Below are 16,278 nucleotides of genomic sequence, written 5' to 3'. Positions count from 1 at the left end.
GAACTAAATCCACAAAATTTGTTGTCTATTCGACTAAAGTAATCTGCCAGTTTGCAGCCTGAATTTTGATATTTAAATCACGTAATTTTGCACTGATATCATCAGCTTGTTTTTGCAAATTGGAAACAGGAATGACTTTTTGCCACTTAATTTCCCGTGCGCTATAACGGTCAGGTTCACGATGTGTGTTGGCAATCGCATCAATGAGAATCTTATGCTGTTCGGCATAACTATCACGTAAGCTTAATAGGGACAGCAATATTTTGTCATCCTCTAATTTTGCTTGCGCATTGGTTAAATGAATACGGCAAATCAACTGATTGCTTTCTTGGGTTAAAGCAAATACCTGTTTGATCAGTTCATTTGGATCTTCACTCGGTTCATCACCATCTTGTACCAATACATTGGCGTTGATCCGTTGTTTTAATGAAGCGAGCTTTTTTTGTTGATCGCTTCGAAGTAAAAGTGCTTCTGCGAGTTTCATCTTTTATTTTCCTAAAAATTTATTCTTTAATCTGTTGAGCTTGCAAGTAGTAAACAGCCTTTCTTTAGCTGTGGTGAGTAGACAGTTAGGCACCAATTCCCCCACCATTCTCGGCCGGGTTCAAAATAATCATTCCATTCGGAATCGTTATCTCGACCACTACCTGGGTAGCCAACCCAATCATATATTTCACAGTCTTTTTCAGTTAAAAGACATAATTGCGTAAATGTTTTGAAGAATGCTACTCGATGAGACTGGGCAAGGGTTGTTCCATAGGGTGGATCAATGATTGCCTCTAACAAGCTTAAAAACCAATTGTGTCCAGAAAATAGATTAGGTTTGTCCAAACAATTAAGATTTACTAGGCTGCGATCTAATTCCTCTATGGCTAGTGAGTTCAAGTATGACGTTCTTTCTAAGGCTAAACTTTCACAATTCAATAGCATCTGTTGATGAATAGTCAGCGTATTTGAAGATTCTGTTTGATGTGTGACATCAAACAACAAAACTTCAAATACGGCTTGTATGGCATCAAGATTAGATTGTAAATCTTTGGTCTTCAAATGATCTAATTGGACAAACATATGCTCACCTTCTGGTTGTGCTCAGGTATCTATCCCTTTACACAAACCACTTGTCGTAATGTATAAACCACTTCAACCAAATCTTTTTGTGCATTCATTACATCTTCAATCGGTTTATAAGCTGATGGAATTTCATCAATCACAGCCGCATCTTTACGGCATTCCACACCTTCAGTCTGGGCGACCTGATCTTCGACAGTAAAACGGCGTTTGGCTTCCGCACGGCTCATCACACGACCTGCACCATGCGAACATGAACAGAAGGATTCCTGATTTCCAAGACCTCGAACAATAAAGGACTTAGCACCCATTGAACCTGGGATAATTCCATATTGTCCAAGTTTGGCACTTACAGCGCCTTTACGTGTCACCATTACTTCTTCGCCGTAATGTTCTTCCTTTTCCACATAGTTATGGTGGCAGTTTACGGCTTCCAAACGTGCTTGGAATGGCTTTGGAATAATCGTTGCTAAAGCCTTGATCGCGGCTTGCATCATAATTTCACGGTTTTTCATCGCGAAACGTTGTGCCCAGCCTACAGCAAACCAGTAATCATCAAAATGTTCTGTTCCTTCAACTAAATATGCTAAATCTTTGTTGGGTAAGTTAATAAAGTGTTTTTGCATATCTTTACGTGCCAGCTCGATAAAATGATTACCGATGGCATTACCCACACCACGCGAACCGGAGTGCAACATAATCCAAACATGGTCATGTTCATCCAAACAGACTTCTACAAAGTGATTTCCAGTACCTAGTGTTCCTAGCTGTTTTCGGTTATTGGTATTTTTCAAGCGAGGGTGCTTCGCACAAATCAACTCAAAATCTGCAACTAAATCGGCCCAAGCTTGATCTACCATTTCAGGTGGATTTTCCCAAGAACCACGATCTCGTCCACGGCCTTTGGTCATTCCGTGTGGAATCAAACGTTCAAGTTCGGTTCGTAAAGCATGTAAATTATCAGGTAAATCCGATGCGGTTAAGCTAGTACGTGTGGCCATCATTCCACATCCGATATCGACACCGACCGCAGCAGGGATAATTGCACCTTTAGTTGGAATCACACTTCCGATTGTTGCACCTAAACCAAAGTGAACATCAGGCATAACAGCCATCCATTTATAAATAAAAGGCATTTGCGCGGTTTGTAGCAATTGTTGTTTTGAGTTGTCATCAACAAGTACTCCGTTGGTCCACATTTTGATCGGCATACTTTTTTCATTTTGAAGAACCTGATAAGCACGTTGTTGCTGTTCTTGTTCAAATTGAGCTTGTTGGTTGATTTGTTCAACGACAGACATTTTCATTTTCCTTTCAAAGCCTGCCTGCCAAGCGTTTGCAGGCAGGTGATATTCACAAGATCCCAATGATGTTGTGTGATTATACTGTTGCAGTGAGTGTGCCAACTTTTTTAAAAATGTAGTAAATTTAATTTAATACATTGATATTTATTAATAAGATTTAATATTCAAATAACATTATTCATTTTGATAATGAAAATTTTAATAAATAATATATAAAAATATATATTTTTTTATCTTTAATTCTATTTAATGCCCCGCTGCATTTTTATTTGTTCGAGCGAATTGTTGTTCTTTTTCAATTTTTAACCACAAAGTACTCTTGGGCGAAATGTGCGTTTGGAGTGATAAGCTGTGATTTCGATAGCTTAAAATTGCTTTCATTTTCTTTCGGTTACGATTTAAGACCGATGATTTTTAAAATAGCCAAATCGTTTTTTATACCAACGAGTAGCTTGTAGGTGGTAATGCTTTTGATTGAGCAAGTATAAAGCTTGATCAATGTCTTGATCGTCTTGAAGATAGACTGTAATGGACATGCTTTGCGTTTTTTAGACTGACACCTGTCTTTTAAGAAAAAGAGTTATATAGGTCTTTGTTTAAAGACATGTTATAACCATAGCAAAATAGAAATAAATTGCCAATTCCTATGGGTATTTTGCGTTATTTGCTCTCGATTTTTTTTATTTATTACTGGGATATTTTGTCTTATAAATTTTTTAGTAGACGATTTTAATCTTATATTTCTAGCGATAAGTTTGGTCTGTTTTCTGCTTGTTTATTGGGTAAAACCAAAACGAGAAAGCCATCGCCATCGAGATAATAGTTGGAATTGGCTAGATTTAATTGATTTTCCGGTAGAGATTATTTACTGGATCATCACTTTACCATTTCGCTTGTTACGAGGTCTGTTTGACTTTTTATCTCCAGACATCCCTTAATTAAAATGCCGTATCTCATTTATTTTGGCTTTACTTTACTTAGTTGTCCTGTCGCATCTAAGGAAAATTGATCAAAATCATCAGCTAAATAGAAATTACCTTGATAATATTGATGGACTTCATCAGCAATCGCTTGCTGTCCAGCACTGTCTTGATGGCGTGGGCTAAAGTGTGTCAGGATCAGATTAATTAGACCTTGTTGTTGAGCAAATTCTGCAACGATCTTTGCGGAACTATGCATTGGGCCTGACCCCACTTTATCTAAAACGGCTTGGGTGTAGGTGCTTTCATGAATCAAGAGTTGGGCATCTTGGCAAGCTTGTGCCAACAACTCAGGATGATCATTGTCACCACCAACAATCGCTTGAACGCGTTGTGTTAGGATTTGAATAAAATCAGCCGCTTTTAATGTTTGCTCGTTAAACTGGACGTCTAAGCCTTGCTGTAAATCGCCCCAAACTTTGCCTTTTGCTACGCCGAGTTGAATTAAGGCTTGTGTATCTAACTTCTTCTGAGTGTATTGCACAATAATACTAAATGCAAAACTGGGTACGCGATGACTGAGTCGATGGGAATGAATCGAAAGTTCATCAGTTATTTGCTGTATTTGAGTTGCCTCATTTACATCAATGAAATTAAGCGGGTAGGGTAAATGCAGATCGGTCAGCTGGGCTGTGATTTCATCCATTGTTGAATTTCTTTGGGGCGATAATGGTTAAAGATGCGGTACGTGCATTCATGCCTGCACTCGCCAATAAACCAACTAATCCATAACAGTGATCGCCGTGAACATGAGTAATGCAGATCGCAACTAGGTTTTGTAATGAGAGTTTAGCCTGTTGAATGCGATGCTGTGTGCCTTCACCAGCATCAACTAATATCCAATCTTTATTCTTGCTATTACGGATCGCTAAAGCTGAGACGTTGCGTGTCAGTGTGGGTGTACTTGAAGATGTGCCTAAAAAAGTAAAATGAAGCATCTTGTTGGAATTTTTTTAATGAAAAGGTCATTGTATATGAAAATATAAAATTTTATAGAAAATGATGTGCAAAGATCATAAGATCAATAAAAAGATTTAAGGGCATAGCCTCGAATGAGTAAACTAGGATGTGTATGTGGTCATGTGATTGTTGATCAGACAGATCAAATTCCATACAAAGCTTCTTTTATTACTGATGTTGATTTATTTGATTTTTATGATGCAGTCGATGACACGATGAATACTTCTTTAAATCATAAAGAGACATTTTCTGAGCAGATTATAGATAGGTTTATAAGATATTCTGCAGATATGTATGAATGTACGTAATGTGGGCGATTATGGATAGGTATTGGAAATAATCAGTTTAAGGCTTTTCTTCCTGAATCAGGGAAATATCAAGCTATTTTAAATATTCAACATGATAGATTTAAATGAATAAAAAAAACGTTGTAATTGGTTTTGTTGGTTCTACTTTGGATCAAGGGAAACGTCCTGATCGTTGGCAGCGTTGGCGTCCAACGCTGAGTCTTCTAATGCATGAAGATCTGATCGTGGATGAACTGGTACTATTACATGATCGACAGCATCATAATTTAGTCAAATTTATTGCTCAAGATGCTCAGAGCGTGTCACCGTCTACTACGGTGTCGGGTCAGCGAGTAAGTATCCGTGATCCTTGGGATTTTGCTGAGGTTTATGGTGCGCTATATGACTTTGTGAAAAGTTATTCATTTGATACCGAAAAAAATAACTATCTTTTGCATATCACCACAGGCACGCATGTTGCTCAAATCTGTTGGTATCTCTTAGTTGATGCCAATTATTTACCTGCCAAACTAATTCAAAGTGCGCCAAATCAACAAAAAACACCCGAAGGTGAATATCGCATCATTGATCTTGATTTGTCTCGCTATGATGTTCTTAAACAGCGTTTTGAAGATGAACAGCAACAAAACTGGCAACAATTGAAAGCCAATATTTCAACCTATAACCATGAGTTTAATGAGCTGATCACAGAAGTTGAGTTGGTTGCGACACGTTCCAGCGCGCCGATTTTGATTATGGGCGCAACAGGTGTAGGTAAATCCCATCTAGCCAAACAAATCTTTCAATTAAAGAAAGATAAGTTTCATTTAAGTGGGCGTTTTGTTGATGTGAACTGTGCGACGTTGCGTGGTGATAGTGCTATGTCGAGTCTATTTGGTCATATCAAAGGTGCGTTTACAGGGGCAGCAGCTTCACGGACAGGATTGTTGAAAAGTGCCGATCAAGGTATCTTGTTTTTGGATGAAATTGGTGAGCTTGGACTAGATGAGCAGGCGATGTTGCTTAAAGCGCTTGAGGATAAATCCTTTTTTCCTGTCGGAAGTGACAAAGAGGTTCAGGCCGATTTTCAATTGATTGCAGGAACGAATAAAGACCTGAGAGCAGAAGTGCAAGCAGGTCGTTTTCGTGAGGATTTATGGGCTAGACTAAACACATGGACTTTCTTTTTGCCGAACCTTAAAGATCGAATTGAAGATATTGCTCCAAATGTTGAGTTTGAATTACAACGTTTTGCTGCAAACCATCAAAGACAATTACGTTTTCAACGTGATGCACTCGATATGTATTTAAAATTTGCTAAATCAAGAGAGGCATCGTGGCAGGGTAATTTCCGTGATTTAACTGCCAGTGTGACACGATTAGCAACCTTATCCAGTGGCGAGTTAATCCGCTCAGAAACGGTGGAAAAGGAAATTCAACGTTTGAAGCAGCTGTGGTCGATTCAAGCCACACAAAACCACTCTAAAGACGTAGATATTCTACTGAAATACTTAGATCAAACGCAGTTGAGCGAGATTGATGAGTTTGATCAGATTCAACTACGAGGAGTACTTCAAGTCTGTGAAAATTCTAAGTCGATGGCAGATGCTGGACGTCAACTGTTTGCTGCTTCACGCCAGCAACGTAATACCACCAATGATAGTGACCGAGTCAAAAAGTATTTGGCTCGGTTTGGTTTAAATTGGAGTGATTTTCAATAGTTATTTAACAGGATGATTTCTTTTGTTCTGAGATTGGCTCGAGAGAAACTCTAAATTCCATAGTTTTTCAGCATGTCGACCAATCCACCAGAACGAGGCTGCGAGCACAATAAAGAAAATTGCTTTATGCATTCCATTCCAGAAAAACTCAAAATATTTGGTATAAAGATTTAGAAATAAAAAGGTAATACCAAAGCCACGAGATGTTGCATCATCATGTTTTAAACCATATACGATTGCAATAATCGCAATAAAACCAAATAAGATGCCCCAGTGTAAGAGTTCATATTGTTTAACACTGTACCAACTATTCAAGTCGCCATAATTTCCAAAGATTGACAGAATCCATAATGCAATAAATAAATACAGTAATCCCATCACGTAAGTTGAGTGTGCAAAGTTTTTAAAGTAAGTATATCGTTTAAACAGTAAACTCAAGCCAATCAGTACTATGCCGAACATGACGAAGCGTAAAGGAAAATTCATGCCTAGATAGTATGCGCCCCAACCTGACATATAGCCTGTCTCTGCACCGAACCATGAACCTAAGGAGAGAAGTGAAAAGACCCAAATGAGTTTGGATGGAAACCAAAATGCGAGTGCAGCATAAATGACAGTGGAGAGTAAAAATAATAAAGAAAAATGCCCGCTGCCCGTGTCGATTGCTTGTCCAAAATAAGCAACAGAAGCTGCAGTGGAAATTACGCCAGCAAAAATAATGGCCTCATTACTAAATTGATGTAATGGTTTTGTTTTGCGTCGACGATAGGCAAAAGCATAAAAACCAGTTGCCACGCCAGCAAAAATCAGACATGGAGTGATCTTTGAGTCAACGAATATTCTCGCAATCAAGTCTAATAAGAATTTATCGGCAGTGATTGCAGCAATTGCTATGACTGCACAGATCATTGAAATCCAAAAAGAATATTTAGCTAGCCGTTCCCAATCAAAGGAGCGAACAGAAAAGCTATTTTGTAAATCCTTTGCAACATCAGGGGTGATCGTACCTTGTTGTTGCCAATACTCAATGGTTTGCTTTAAAAAAAGTCCCTGTTTTTTATTTAACTTCATATAGAACCCTAATGCCTATTCATCTTTACTGATATAACAGACATCGGATTCAAAACAAGTATACTTTTTTAATAATTTGTTGTTAATTCTACAGTTTTAAAAAGCGAGAAATGACTTGTCTTAATTGCTTTAAATAACCTGTAAAAAAGTGGTTAGCGCCTGGCAGAATAGTAATCGGATGTTTTTGCGGTTTTGCCCAAGCGATCATGTCTGAAAGCAACGTAATATCATCTTGTTCACCATGAACAAATAGAATATCTCCGTCAATCGCTGGCGTTTTATAGTGACGTAAGTCAACCACAGAACCAGTAGGTAGTCCGCATAATATCAATTGTTTTGGGCGTAAGTCTTCACTCAACTGAGCTTGGCATTTCGCTAAAACATGAGAACCAAAGCTGAAACCACCTGCGTAGAATGTTAAGCCTGCATGCTTTGAACGTGCGTATTCAATCACAGCCATAATATCATCCGTTTCGCCGTGTCCTTGGTCATGCGTGCCTTCACTACCTGATAGACCGCGAAAACTAGGGCGATAAACAACGCAGCCCATTTCATTAAATATCTGAGCCAATAGGACGGGAACTTTGTGGTGAGGTGTTCCACCTTGTAAAGGATGAGGGTGGCAGACGACAGCAAAGCCAGTAATTTCACCTTTGGGTTGATCTACAAACATTTCGATTTGACCAACAGGACCTTGGATGAAGATTTGCTCAGACATAAGATAAATAATGAATAATGGAAGAATCCACTATTTTACCGATAATGAAGAATGAAAACACGAATTGGCATTAAAAATTATCAACTGTTATAGTTTCACTAAGATAAATTGATATTGATTGAATATGCTTGCTTTAATTTCTCCAGCGAAAACACTAGATTATGAAACTGCTTTACCGACAGACACATACACACAGCCTCGTTTATTAGAACAATCACAACAATTGATAGATGTATGTCGTAAGTTATCTGCAACCGAAATCGCCACTTTGATGAGTGTAAGTGAGAAAATTGCCAACTTAAATGTTGATCGTTTTCGTGACTGGAATGCGGATTTTGATTTTTCCAATGCACGCCAAGCTTTGTTTGCATTTAAAGGTGATGTGTATACAGGTTTAGATGCATATCATTTAAAAGATCAAGACATTGATTTTGCCCAACAGCATTTACGCATGTTGTCTGGTCTTTATGGTTTGTTGCGTCCGTTGGATTTGATGATGCCGTATCGTTTAGAAATGGGTACAAAACTAAAAAATGCACGAGGTCATAATTTATATGAATTTTGGGGAAATATGATCACGGATCAAATTAACCAAGATTTGGCTGAAATTGATGCAAAAGTATTGGTAAATTTAGCTTCTGACGAATATTATAAATCTGTGAATGAAAAGAAAATTCAGGCAGAAATTATTAAACCTGTATTCTTAGATCAAAAAAATGGAAAATATAAAGTCATTAGTTTCTATGCGAAAAAAGCGCGTGGCTTAATGGCAAGATATTTGATTGAAAACAAATTGAATCAAGCAGAACAATTAAAAGCGTTTGATAGTGAAGGTTATTACTTTGATGCCGAAAGTTCTTCAAATAAAGAATTGGTATTTAAAAGGGATGAGCAACACGCATCTTAAAAAAAAGGGGAAAGGTGAGATGTTAACTAAAGAACATTTATTAAAACATGCAATCTCACCAGATCAAGTCTCTATCAAAGGGCATCTGACTGAACCACGTAGTTATGGTGTTTATGCCTTACCTTTAGATGCTGATGGAACAAGACGTTTTCGTTTTGGAAATCACCCAGTACGTCAACAGGAACTTAAACATGAGTTTGGTTCCTGTAAGCTTTATCAATTATTTCTTGATCGAAAACAAGCAGAAACTTTAGCGAAGTGGTTGAATAAAGAAATTCAGTGATGGAGCTATCATGCAACAATATTTAGCGATCCTAGAAAACTCATGGTTCGATTTAGATCGACATTATCAATTTTCTGAACCACAGAAAGTTTTTAATAAGTTGATTGCTGCCTACAGTGAAAAGCAAAGGGCCTATCATACCGTTCAGCATTTGTATGAATGTTTGCTTTTAGTTGGAACGATTCGATCTGATTTAAATGATGCGAATGCAGTTGAGTTAGCACTTTGGTTTCATGATGCGGTCTATGATCCGCAAGCAAAAGATAATGAGCTGAAAAGTGCGGAGCTATTCGTACAGTATTTGGCTCAAGATTTATCAATTGATATTGTTGAAAAGATAAAGCTATGGATTATTGCGACGCAAAAGCATGAAGCAACGAATGAGCTAGATTTGCAATTTTTACTGGATATTGATTTGACCATTCTAGCTGTTTCACCAGAGCGTTTTGATGAATACGAACAGCAGATTCAGCATGAATATGCTTGGGTAGATCCAGATGTTTATTCGATTAAAAGAAAACAAGTCCTAGCGCATTTTTATCAGACAGTACCGCTGTATCAAACTGAATATTTTCAACAGAATTTTGAGCAGAGTGCCAAAAATAATTTAAAGAATATAATAGAATAAATGATTAAAGTTCATTCGTTGAGTTTGTAAGTGAAAGATTTAACATTAGATATTGCAGAGGGAAAACTAAATATTCGTGTGGCTGCTTGGATAGAGCATGAAGATCAGATTTTGGTTTCTACATTTCCTGATGGAAGTATTTCTTTAGTGGGGGGTCGATTAAAATTTTCAGAAACTACTCTAGAGGGGATTCAACGAGAAGTGCTTGAAGAAACAGGAGAGTATTTCAATTCGCCTGTGCTTTTCGCGATTGTTGAGAACTTTTTCTATGATCCTGTCGTAGGACAGCATTTTCATGAATTTCTTTATATTTATAAGGGTCAGATCCAAGCCAAAGCTTTTTATCTTGATGATGCAGCTGAAGCTCAAGTGATTTCATGGATGCCAAAGCATGAGATCAAACAGCTAAAGCCAGATGTTTTACATGATCTTGCTTTACGATCGTCTGAACACGTTGCTCATCTTGTTAATCTAGAATCAAGATAAATTGTAATTGTATTAAAAAAGGGAGCTAAAGAGCTCCCTCTAATCTTTGTTTTCTTACTTAAAGAAATATCCAGTCTCAGGCGAGCTGGCATTGGCCATACGCTTACGCGGCATACGACCCGCCAAGAATGCTTCACGACCTGCTTCAACGGCTTTTTTCATGGCAGAAGCCATCAAGATTGGATTTTGAGCCGCAGCAATCGCCGTGTTCATCAGTACGCCGTCACAACCCAATTCCATTGCAATCGCAGCATCACTGGCAGTACCCACACCTGCATCCACTAATACAGGAACTTTGGCATTTTCTTTGATGATTGAAATGGTATGTGGATTCAAAATACCGAGACCAGAACCAATTAAGCTACCCAAAGGCATGATCGCAACACAGCCCATGCTTTCAAGCTCTTGAGCGACAATTGGATCATCCGAGGTGTAAACCATGATTTCAAAACCATCATCGATCAAGGTTTGCGCTGCTTTAAGTGTTGCAGTGACATTCGGATATAGGGTTTTTTCATCACCAAGGACTTCTAACTTCACTAGATTGTGACCATCAAGCAGTTCACGAGCCAGCATGCAGGTGCGAATTGCGCTATCCGCATCGAAGCAACCTGCGGTATTTGGCAGGATTGTGTATTTCTCAGGTGGAATCACAGAAAGCAGATTTGGTTGATCGGCATGCTGACCAATGTTTACACGACGAATTGCAACGGTGACAATTTCAGCACCACTGGCTTGAATGGCTAAATCAGTTTCATTGAGATCTTTATATTTACCTGTTCCAACCAACAAACGAGATTGAAAAGTTCGTGAACCAACAATTAAAGGGTAATCTTGCATGGGCTTACTCCATTTTTAGCCGATTAGCCGCCACCAACAGCTTGAATAATTTCAATACGATCTTCAGGAGCAATTGCAGTTTGCTCTAGTCTACTTTTCGGGATAATTTGTTGGTTCTTCTCTACAGCAAAGCGTTTGCCTTCTAGAGCTAGTGCTTGAATGAGTTGCTGAAGGTTTTCGCAAGGCGTGTCTGTTGACTCACCATTTAAATAGATATGCATGAATCAATCCTTATTTCGCATGCTTGATTGCCTGCCATGCAAGCATTACCCATCCTGCAATCATAAATGCACCACCAATTGGCGTAATTGCGCCTAAGATTCTAGGTAGGCCAAGTGCCATAATGTATAACGAACCGCAGAAAAAAATGATGCCAATTTGGATCAAAATAAAAGGGATTTTTATAGGAAAACTAGGAGAGGTGCTTTTTAACACGCTTAAAATAAGTAAACCAATTGCGTGATAGAAAAAATACTGTGTTGCTGTACTCCACCAAGCAAGCTGCTCAGGTGTGGCAAAAGATTTAAGTCCATGAGCACCAAAAGCACCTAACATAACTGCAAGTGCAAGATTAAGCGCAGAAATTGCTATCCACATAATGAAAATGGAACTTGAAAATTGATGAACAAAGTTAACATATTCGAAGCTTTTAACAAAGCTTGATAAAACAAAAGGGCGTTGTCGCCCTTATGTTTGTCTTGATTTTAACTTGCAGACATCGCAGTTTTGATTTTTTCCATTGCATTTTTTTCAAGTTGGCGAATACGTTCAGCAGAAACATTATATTCAGCAGCAAGTTCATGCAGGGTTGATTTGTCATCATCTAACCAGCGGCGTTGTAAAATATTACGTGAACGATCATCAAGCTGATCCATGGCCTCATGCAAAGCAGATGTGCTTTGTGCTTCGTAATCTTCTTCTTCAACTAAACGCGCAGGATCGTAACGATTATCTTCCAAATACAAAGCTGGAGCAGTATGTGGGGTATCGTCATCGTCATCGCCTTGAGCTTCAAAAGCAGCATCATAAGCAGTTAGACGGCCCTCCATCTCAAGTACTTGTTCTGGAGTCACATTCAAATCATTGGCAATGGCTTGAGCTTCTTCTAAGGTCAGGCGTTTACTCGATTTTTTCAGACTGCGTAAATTAAAGAATAACTTACGTTGCGCTTTGGTCGTTGCGATTTTAACAATACGCCAGTTACGAATCACATATTCATGGATTTCAGCTTTGATCCAGTGAACCGCAAAAGAAACTAAACGAACGCCCATATTTGGATCGAAGCGTTTAACTGCTTTCATTAGGCCAAGGTTGCCTTCTTGAATTAAATCGCCTTGAGGTAAACCGTAACCCGCATAACTACGAGCAATATGAACGACAAAGCGTAAATGAGACATCACCAATAATTTGGCAGCATCGAGGTCTTGATCATAATAATAACGTTCAGCAAGTTCTTTTTCTTGCTCGGCAGTTAAAATTGGAATTTGATTGACAGTACTGATATATGCACCGAGATTTACACCTGGCGCAGACAATGACAGGGGCATCAATTGATTGCTGCTGTCAGTAGTCATGGATTCTCCTTATAGGATGGTATTTAAGTCAACAATTTCATCTTAATGCGAATGTTCTTCATCACTAAGGAAATTTGAGTATAGAAATGTAAATTTATCTATCTAGTCTTTACCAAGAGTTTAGCAAAGAATCATGTAGATTCAATTAAATAGTGAAATTCATTCTCAGAAATTTTTTGAGTCTGGCATTGAAGTTGCTGAATTTGGCAATATCGTGTTACATCAATTTCACTATGTGGATCAGATGATTTCAATAAATATTGTCTAGGTGCATTAGCTTTTTTCAAAGCACGTTTCAGCATCAATAATGGCATAGGGCATGGTTGTCCCATTGCATCAATGATTTCAGGTGAATGAGATGTATCTGACATAATAATTCGTGAAGCTTAATTCAAAATTATCTTAACAAAATTTTTTGTAATTTTAGAGAGAAAAATTACAGCAAAAAACAGCTAAATTATTGAAAAAAACAGATAGAAATATTTGAAATAGTCTAAATAAATCTATTAATTGTCATAAACCCATGTTAAGCTCGATGCGTTTTAGGATGTGTTTGATATAATTTATTGTAATAAACCCTATAACAAATGGATGTAACCGGAAATTGTTGATAGTTTTACAGAATGATTACAAGCTTTAAAATTATAAAAAATTTTAAAACCTTGTTGGCTCTGCTGTTTGCAACACCGGAAGGTCCTTATCTTTCAATATCTGAGGATTGACTTATGACAGCTCGTGAACAAGGCGTAGTAAAGTGGTTTAACGACACTAAAGGCTTTGGTTTTATTCAGCGTAATGGTGGTGATGACGTATTTGTTCATTTCCGTGCAATCGTTGGTGATGGTCACCGTTCATTACGTGACGGTCAACGCGTTGAATTCAGCGTAGTTCAAGGACAAAAAGGTTTCCAAGCTGAAAACGTTCAGCCTTTAGACTAATTTGTTGCCTTAACGCAATATAAAAACGCTCCAATGTTATTTGGGGCGTTTTTGTTTATAATAGCCACTTTCTTTTGGTCATTGATGGTTCGAGAGCATATATGACATCTGGTTTTGAAACCTTAAATTTACATCCGCAGTTGAAGAAAGCAATCGATGCTTTGGGTTTTACGAAAATGACCCCAATTCAGCAAAAGGTTTTAAAATATACATTAGCAGGGCATGATGCTATTGGTCGAGCACAAACGGGTACAGGTAAAACTGCGGCCTTCTTAATTAGTGTGATCAATGATTTATTGAATAACCCAGTTCAAGATCAGCGCTTCCGTGGTGAGCCGCGTGCTTTAATTTTAGCGCCAACACGTGAATTGGCGCTACAAATTGAAAGTGATGCGAAAGCATTAACCAAATTTTCAGACTTACATCTCGTAACATTGTTAGGTGGTGTAGATTTTGATAAACAAAAGAAAATGTTAGATCGTAACTTTGTCGACATTATTGTGGCGACACCGGGGCGTTTAATTGATTTCGTTGAACAAAAAGAAGTTTGGTTGGATCGAATTGAATTTTTGGTGATTGATGAAGCTGACCGATTGCTTGATATGGGTTTTATTCCGTCGGTAAAACGAATCGTTCGTTATTCGCCATTTAAAGAGCAACGTCAAACTTTAATGTTCTCAGCAACATTTAGCTATGATGTTTTGAATCTTGCGCGTCAATGGTTATTTGAGCCTGTGACGGTGGAAATTGAGCCTGAACAGAAAACTAATAACGATGTTGAGCAGCGTGTGTATGTTGTAGAAAATAAAGATAAATACAAACTACTACAAGAAATTTTGAAAGATGAGCCGATTGATAAGGTGATGATTTTTGCGAATCGTCGTGATCAAGTACGTCGTCTTTATGATCATTTGAAACGTGATGGTTATAAAGTTGGTATGTTGTCAGGTGAAATTGCGCAAGACAAGCGCCTAAAAATGCTCGATCAATTTAAGCAGGGTAAAAATAATATTATGATTGCAACTGATGTTGCGGGTCGTGGTATTCATGTTGATGGTGTATCGCACGTCATTAATTTTACTTTGCCTGAACAGTCTGATGATTATGTACATCGTATTGGCCGTACTGGTCGTGCAGGTGCACAAGGTGTAAGTATCAGCTTCTTGTCAGAAGATGATGCATTTTATTTGCCAGAAATTGAAAAGGCGATTGGTAAGAAATTACCTCTAACACGTTTGGAAGGTTATTGTTAAGTTAAACAAAATCTATCATTTGACTTAATAAAAACATTTATAAAAAGATCAAATCATGCTGTGATTTGATCTTTTTTATTTTTAAATACAATTTAGTACTCAAATTACACAAAAGATTGAGGATTTTTTTTGATTTACTGTGATTAGTTGCTGAATTGAAATAAATCAACATGTAGAATATGGCGCATTACCTGGGAGGATATTATGGCACTTATCTCAATGCGCCAGCTCTTGGATCACGCTGCAGAACATAACTACGGCGTACCAGCGTTTAACGTAAACAACTTAGAACAAATGCGCGCAATCATGCTCGCGGCAGATGCAACTAATTCACCTGTAATCGTGCAAGCATCAGCAGGTGCGCGTAAATATGCGGGTGCACCTTTCTTACGTCATCTTATTCTAGCTGCAATTGAAGAATGGCCACATATTCCAGTGGTAATGCACCAAGATCATGGTACAAGTCCTGATGTGTGCCAGCGTTCTATCCAATTGGGTTTTAGCTCAGTGATGATGGATGGTTCATTAGGTGCTGATGGTAAAACACCAACTTCATATGACTATAATGTTGATGTAACACGTCGTGTTGTTGCGATGGCACATGCTTGTGGTGTGTCTGTTGAAGGTGAGATCGGTTGCTTAGGTAGCCTTGAAACTGGTATGGCGGGTGAGGAAGATGGTGTTGGTGCAGAAGGTGTGCTAGACCATTCTCAGTTGTTAACTTCTGTAGAAGAAGCAACCCAGTTCGTAGCTGATACAAACGTTGATGCTTTGGCTATTGCTGTGGGAACATCTCATGGTGCGTACAAGTTTACTCGCCCACCTACAGGTGATATCTTAGCGATTGATCGTATTAAGGAAATTCACGCCGCATTGCCAAATACGCATCTTGTAATGCATGGTTCAAGCTCTGTACCACAAGAATGGTTGGCGATTATTAACCAATATGGTGGCGATATTAAAGAAACTTATGGTGTGCCGGTAGATCAGCTTGTAGAAGCGATTAAACATGGTGTGCGTAAGATCAATATTGACACTGATTTGCGTTTGGCTTCTACAGGTGCAATGCGCCGTATGATGTCTGAAAAACCAAGTGAATTTGATCCACGTAAATTCTTTGGTGAAACAGTTGAAGCAATGAAAGATATCTGTGTTGCTCGTTACGAAGCATTTGGTACGGCTGGTAATGCAGATAAGATTCGCCCAATCTCTTTAGAGAAAATGGTTGATCGTTACAAATAATCATTTTGTAATGCAAAA

General features: G+C 38.2%; 19 protein-coding genes and 2 pseudogenes. 10 read left to right on the top strand and 11 right to left on the bottom strand.

What is annotated here, in order from left to right; all coding sequences use genetic code 11:
* Positions 1–25: 25 nt before the first annotated feature.
* The 3 genes from ACF8D3_RS08370 to ACF8D3_RS08360 are packed head-to-tail and all read right to left on the bottom strand — an operon-like array spanning position 26 to position 2,369.
* Positions 26–484 carry a DIP1984 family protein gene (locus ACF8D3_RS08370; RefSeq protein ID WP_212639478.1) on the bottom strand — a complete coding sequence of 153 codons (459 nt, stop codon included), beginning with the start codon at positions 482–484 and terminating at the stop codon, positions 26–28.
* Positions 485–510: 26 nt separating this feature from the next.
* Positions 511–1,068 carry a hypothetical protein gene (locus tag ACF8D3_RS08365; protein WP_392471062.1) on the bottom strand — a complete coding sequence of 186 codons (558 nt, stop codon included), beginning with the start codon at positions 1,066–1,068 and terminating at the stop codon, positions 511–513.
* Between the two features lie 29 nt (positions 1,069–1,097).
* Positions 1,098–2,369, bottom strand: coding sequence for an RtcB family protein (locus ACF8D3_RS08360; protein WP_392471061.1), 1,272 nt, complete (start codon positions 2,367–2,369; stop codon positions 1,098–1,100).
* 649 nt (positions 2,370–3,018) lie between these two features.
* On the opposite strand from ACF8D3_RS08360, the pseudogene ACF8D3_RS08355 reads away from it, so the two are divergent.
* A pseudogene (locus ACF8D3_RS08355) lies at positions 3,019–3,310 on the top strand (hypothetical protein).
* Positions 3,311–3,329: 19 nt separating this feature from the next.
* Here ACF8D3_RS08355 and ACF8D3_RS08350 read toward each other — a convergent pair.
* Positions 3,330–4,290 (bottom strand): annotated as a pseudogene (locus ACF8D3_RS08350) (ribonuclease Z).
* Between the two features lie 114 nt (positions 4,291–4,404).
* On the opposite strand from ACF8D3_RS08350, the gene ACF8D3_RS08345 reads away from it, so the two are divergent.
* Positions 4,405–4,620, top strand: a complete 216-nt coding sequence (locus tag ACF8D3_RS08345; RefSeq protein ID WP_392471060.1) for a hypothetical protein — start codon at positions 4,405–4,407, stop codon at positions 4,618–4,620.
* A 104-nt stretch (positions 4,621–4,724) separates the two neighbouring features.
* The gene (gene rtcR / locus ACF8D3_RS08340; protein WP_392471059.1) at positions 4,725–6,320 is read left to right on the top strand and encodes an RNA repair transcriptional activator RtcR; all 1,596 of its coding nucleotides are present in this window, start codon (positions 4,725–4,727) and stop codon (positions 6,318–6,320) included.
* Here the strand turns inward: rtcR and ACF8D3_RS08335 are convergent, their stop codons facing one another.
* Positions 6,321–7,391, bottom strand: a complete 1,071-nt coding sequence (locus ACF8D3_RS08335) for a DUF2157 domain-containing protein (RefSeq protein WP_392471058.1) — start codon at positions 7,389–7,391, stop codon at positions 6,321–6,323. It abuts the gene before it with no gap.
* A gap of 88 nt (positions 7,392–7,479) precedes the next feature.
* Positions 7,480–8,109, bottom strand: a complete 630-nt coding sequence (locus ACF8D3_RS08330; RefSeq protein WP_392471056.1) for an alpha/beta hydrolase — start codon at positions 8,107–8,109, stop codon at positions 7,480–7,482.
* Between the two features lie 124 nt (positions 8,110–8,233).
* On the opposite strand from ACF8D3_RS08330, the gene yaaA reads away from it, so the two are divergent.
* The 4 genes from yaaA to ACF8D3_RS08310 are packed head-to-tail and all read left to right on the top strand — an operon-like array spanning position 8,234 to position 10,413.
* Positions 8,234–9,016, top strand: coding sequence for a peroxide stress protein YaaA (gene yaaA, locus ACF8D3_RS08325; RefSeq protein ID WP_392471055.1), 783 nt, complete (start codon positions 8,234–8,236; stop codon positions 9,014–9,016).
* A gap of 19 nt (positions 9,017–9,035) precedes the next feature.
* Positions 9,036–9,299 (top strand): hypothetical protein, encoded by a 264-nt coding sequence (locus ACF8D3_RS08320; protein ID WP_061518360.1) that lies wholly within the window; start codon positions 9,036–9,038, stop codon positions 9,297–9,299.
* A 10-nt stretch (positions 9,300–9,309) separates the two neighbouring features.
* Positions 9,310–9,927 (top strand): metal-dependent hydrolase, encoded by a 618-nt coding sequence (locus tag ACF8D3_RS08315; RefSeq protein ID WP_392471054.1) that lies wholly within the window; start codon positions 9,310–9,312, stop codon positions 9,925–9,927.
* A 30-nt stretch (positions 9,928–9,957) separates the two neighbouring features.
* Positions 9,958–10,413 carry an NUDIX hydrolase gene (locus ACF8D3_RS08310; protein ID WP_392471052.1) on the top strand — a complete coding sequence of 152 codons (456 nt, stop codon included), beginning with the start codon at positions 9,958–9,960 and terminating at the stop codon, positions 10,411–10,413.
* 54 nt (positions 10,414–10,467) lie between these two features.
* On the opposite strand, the gene ACF8D3_RS08305 is transcribed toward ACF8D3_RS08310, so the two are convergent.
* From ACF8D3_RS08305 to ACF8D3_RS08285, 5 genes are all read right to left on the bottom strand, one after another.
* Entirely contained in the window at positions 10,468–11,253 is a 786-nt protein-coding gene (locus ACF8D3_RS08305; RefSeq protein ID WP_392471050.1) for a thiazole synthase, read from the bottom strand.
* A gap of 23 nt (positions 11,254–11,276) precedes the next feature.
* A complete protein-coding gene (gene thiS / locus ACF8D3_RS08300) occupies positions 11,277–11,474 on the bottom strand; it encodes a sulfur carrier protein ThiS (protein WP_004879934.1) in 198 nt (65 codons plus the stop codon).
* 10 nt (positions 11,475–11,484) lie between these two features.
* Positions 11,485–11,850, bottom strand: a complete 366-nt coding sequence (locus ACF8D3_RS08295) for a DUF423 domain-containing protein (protein WP_136457882.1) — start codon at positions 11,848–11,850, stop codon at positions 11,485–11,487.
* Positions 11,851–11,957: 107 nt separating this feature from the next.
* Positions 11,958–12,827 (bottom strand): RNA polymerase sigma factor RpoH, encoded by an 870-nt coding sequence (rpoH, locus tag ACF8D3_RS08290; protein WP_007481934.1) that lies wholly within the window; start codon positions 12,825–12,827, stop codon positions 11,958–11,960.
* Positions 12,828–12,958: 131 nt separating this feature from the next.
* Complete coding sequence (locus ACF8D3_RS08285) at positions 12,959–13,198, bottom strand: sulfurtransferase TusA family protein (RefSeq protein WP_312103510.1); 240 nt, start codon at positions 13,196–13,198, stop codon at positions 12,959–12,961.
* A gap of 354 nt (positions 13,199–13,552) precedes the next feature.
* On the opposite strand from ACF8D3_RS08285, the gene ACF8D3_RS08280 reads away from it, so the two are divergent.
* From ACF8D3_RS08280 to fba, 3 genes are all read left to right on the top strand, one after another.
* The gene (locus ACF8D3_RS08280; protein ID WP_000126912.1) at positions 13,553–13,765 is read left to right on the top strand and encodes a cold-shock protein; all 213 of its coding nucleotides are present in this window, start codon (positions 13,553–13,555) and stop codon (positions 13,763–13,765) included.
* 101 nt (positions 13,766–13,866) lie between these two features.
* Positions 13,867–15,018, top strand: coding sequence for an ATP-dependent RNA helicase RhlB (gene rhlB, locus ACF8D3_RS08275; RefSeq protein WP_004879923.1), 1,152 nt, complete (start codon positions 13,867–13,869; stop codon positions 15,016–15,018).
* Positions 15,019–15,222: 204 nt separating this feature from the next.
* Positions 15,223–16,260: a class II fructose-bisphosphate aldolase gene (gene fba, locus ACF8D3_RS08270; RefSeq protein WP_004879920.1), complete on the top strand. Its 1,038-nt coding sequence runs from the start codon at positions 15,223–15,225 to the stop codon at positions 16,258–16,260.
* Positions 16,261–16,278: the final 18 nt, after the last annotated feature.

Origin of the sequence: Acinetobacter sp. YQ_14 (genome assembly GCF_043102985.1) — a bacterium.
Lineage (GTDB): Bacteria > Pseudomonadota > Gammaproteobacteria > Pseudomonadales > Moraxellaceae > Acinetobacter > Acinetobacter venetianus.
This window is presented reverse-complemented; position numbering and strand designations above follow the sequence as displayed.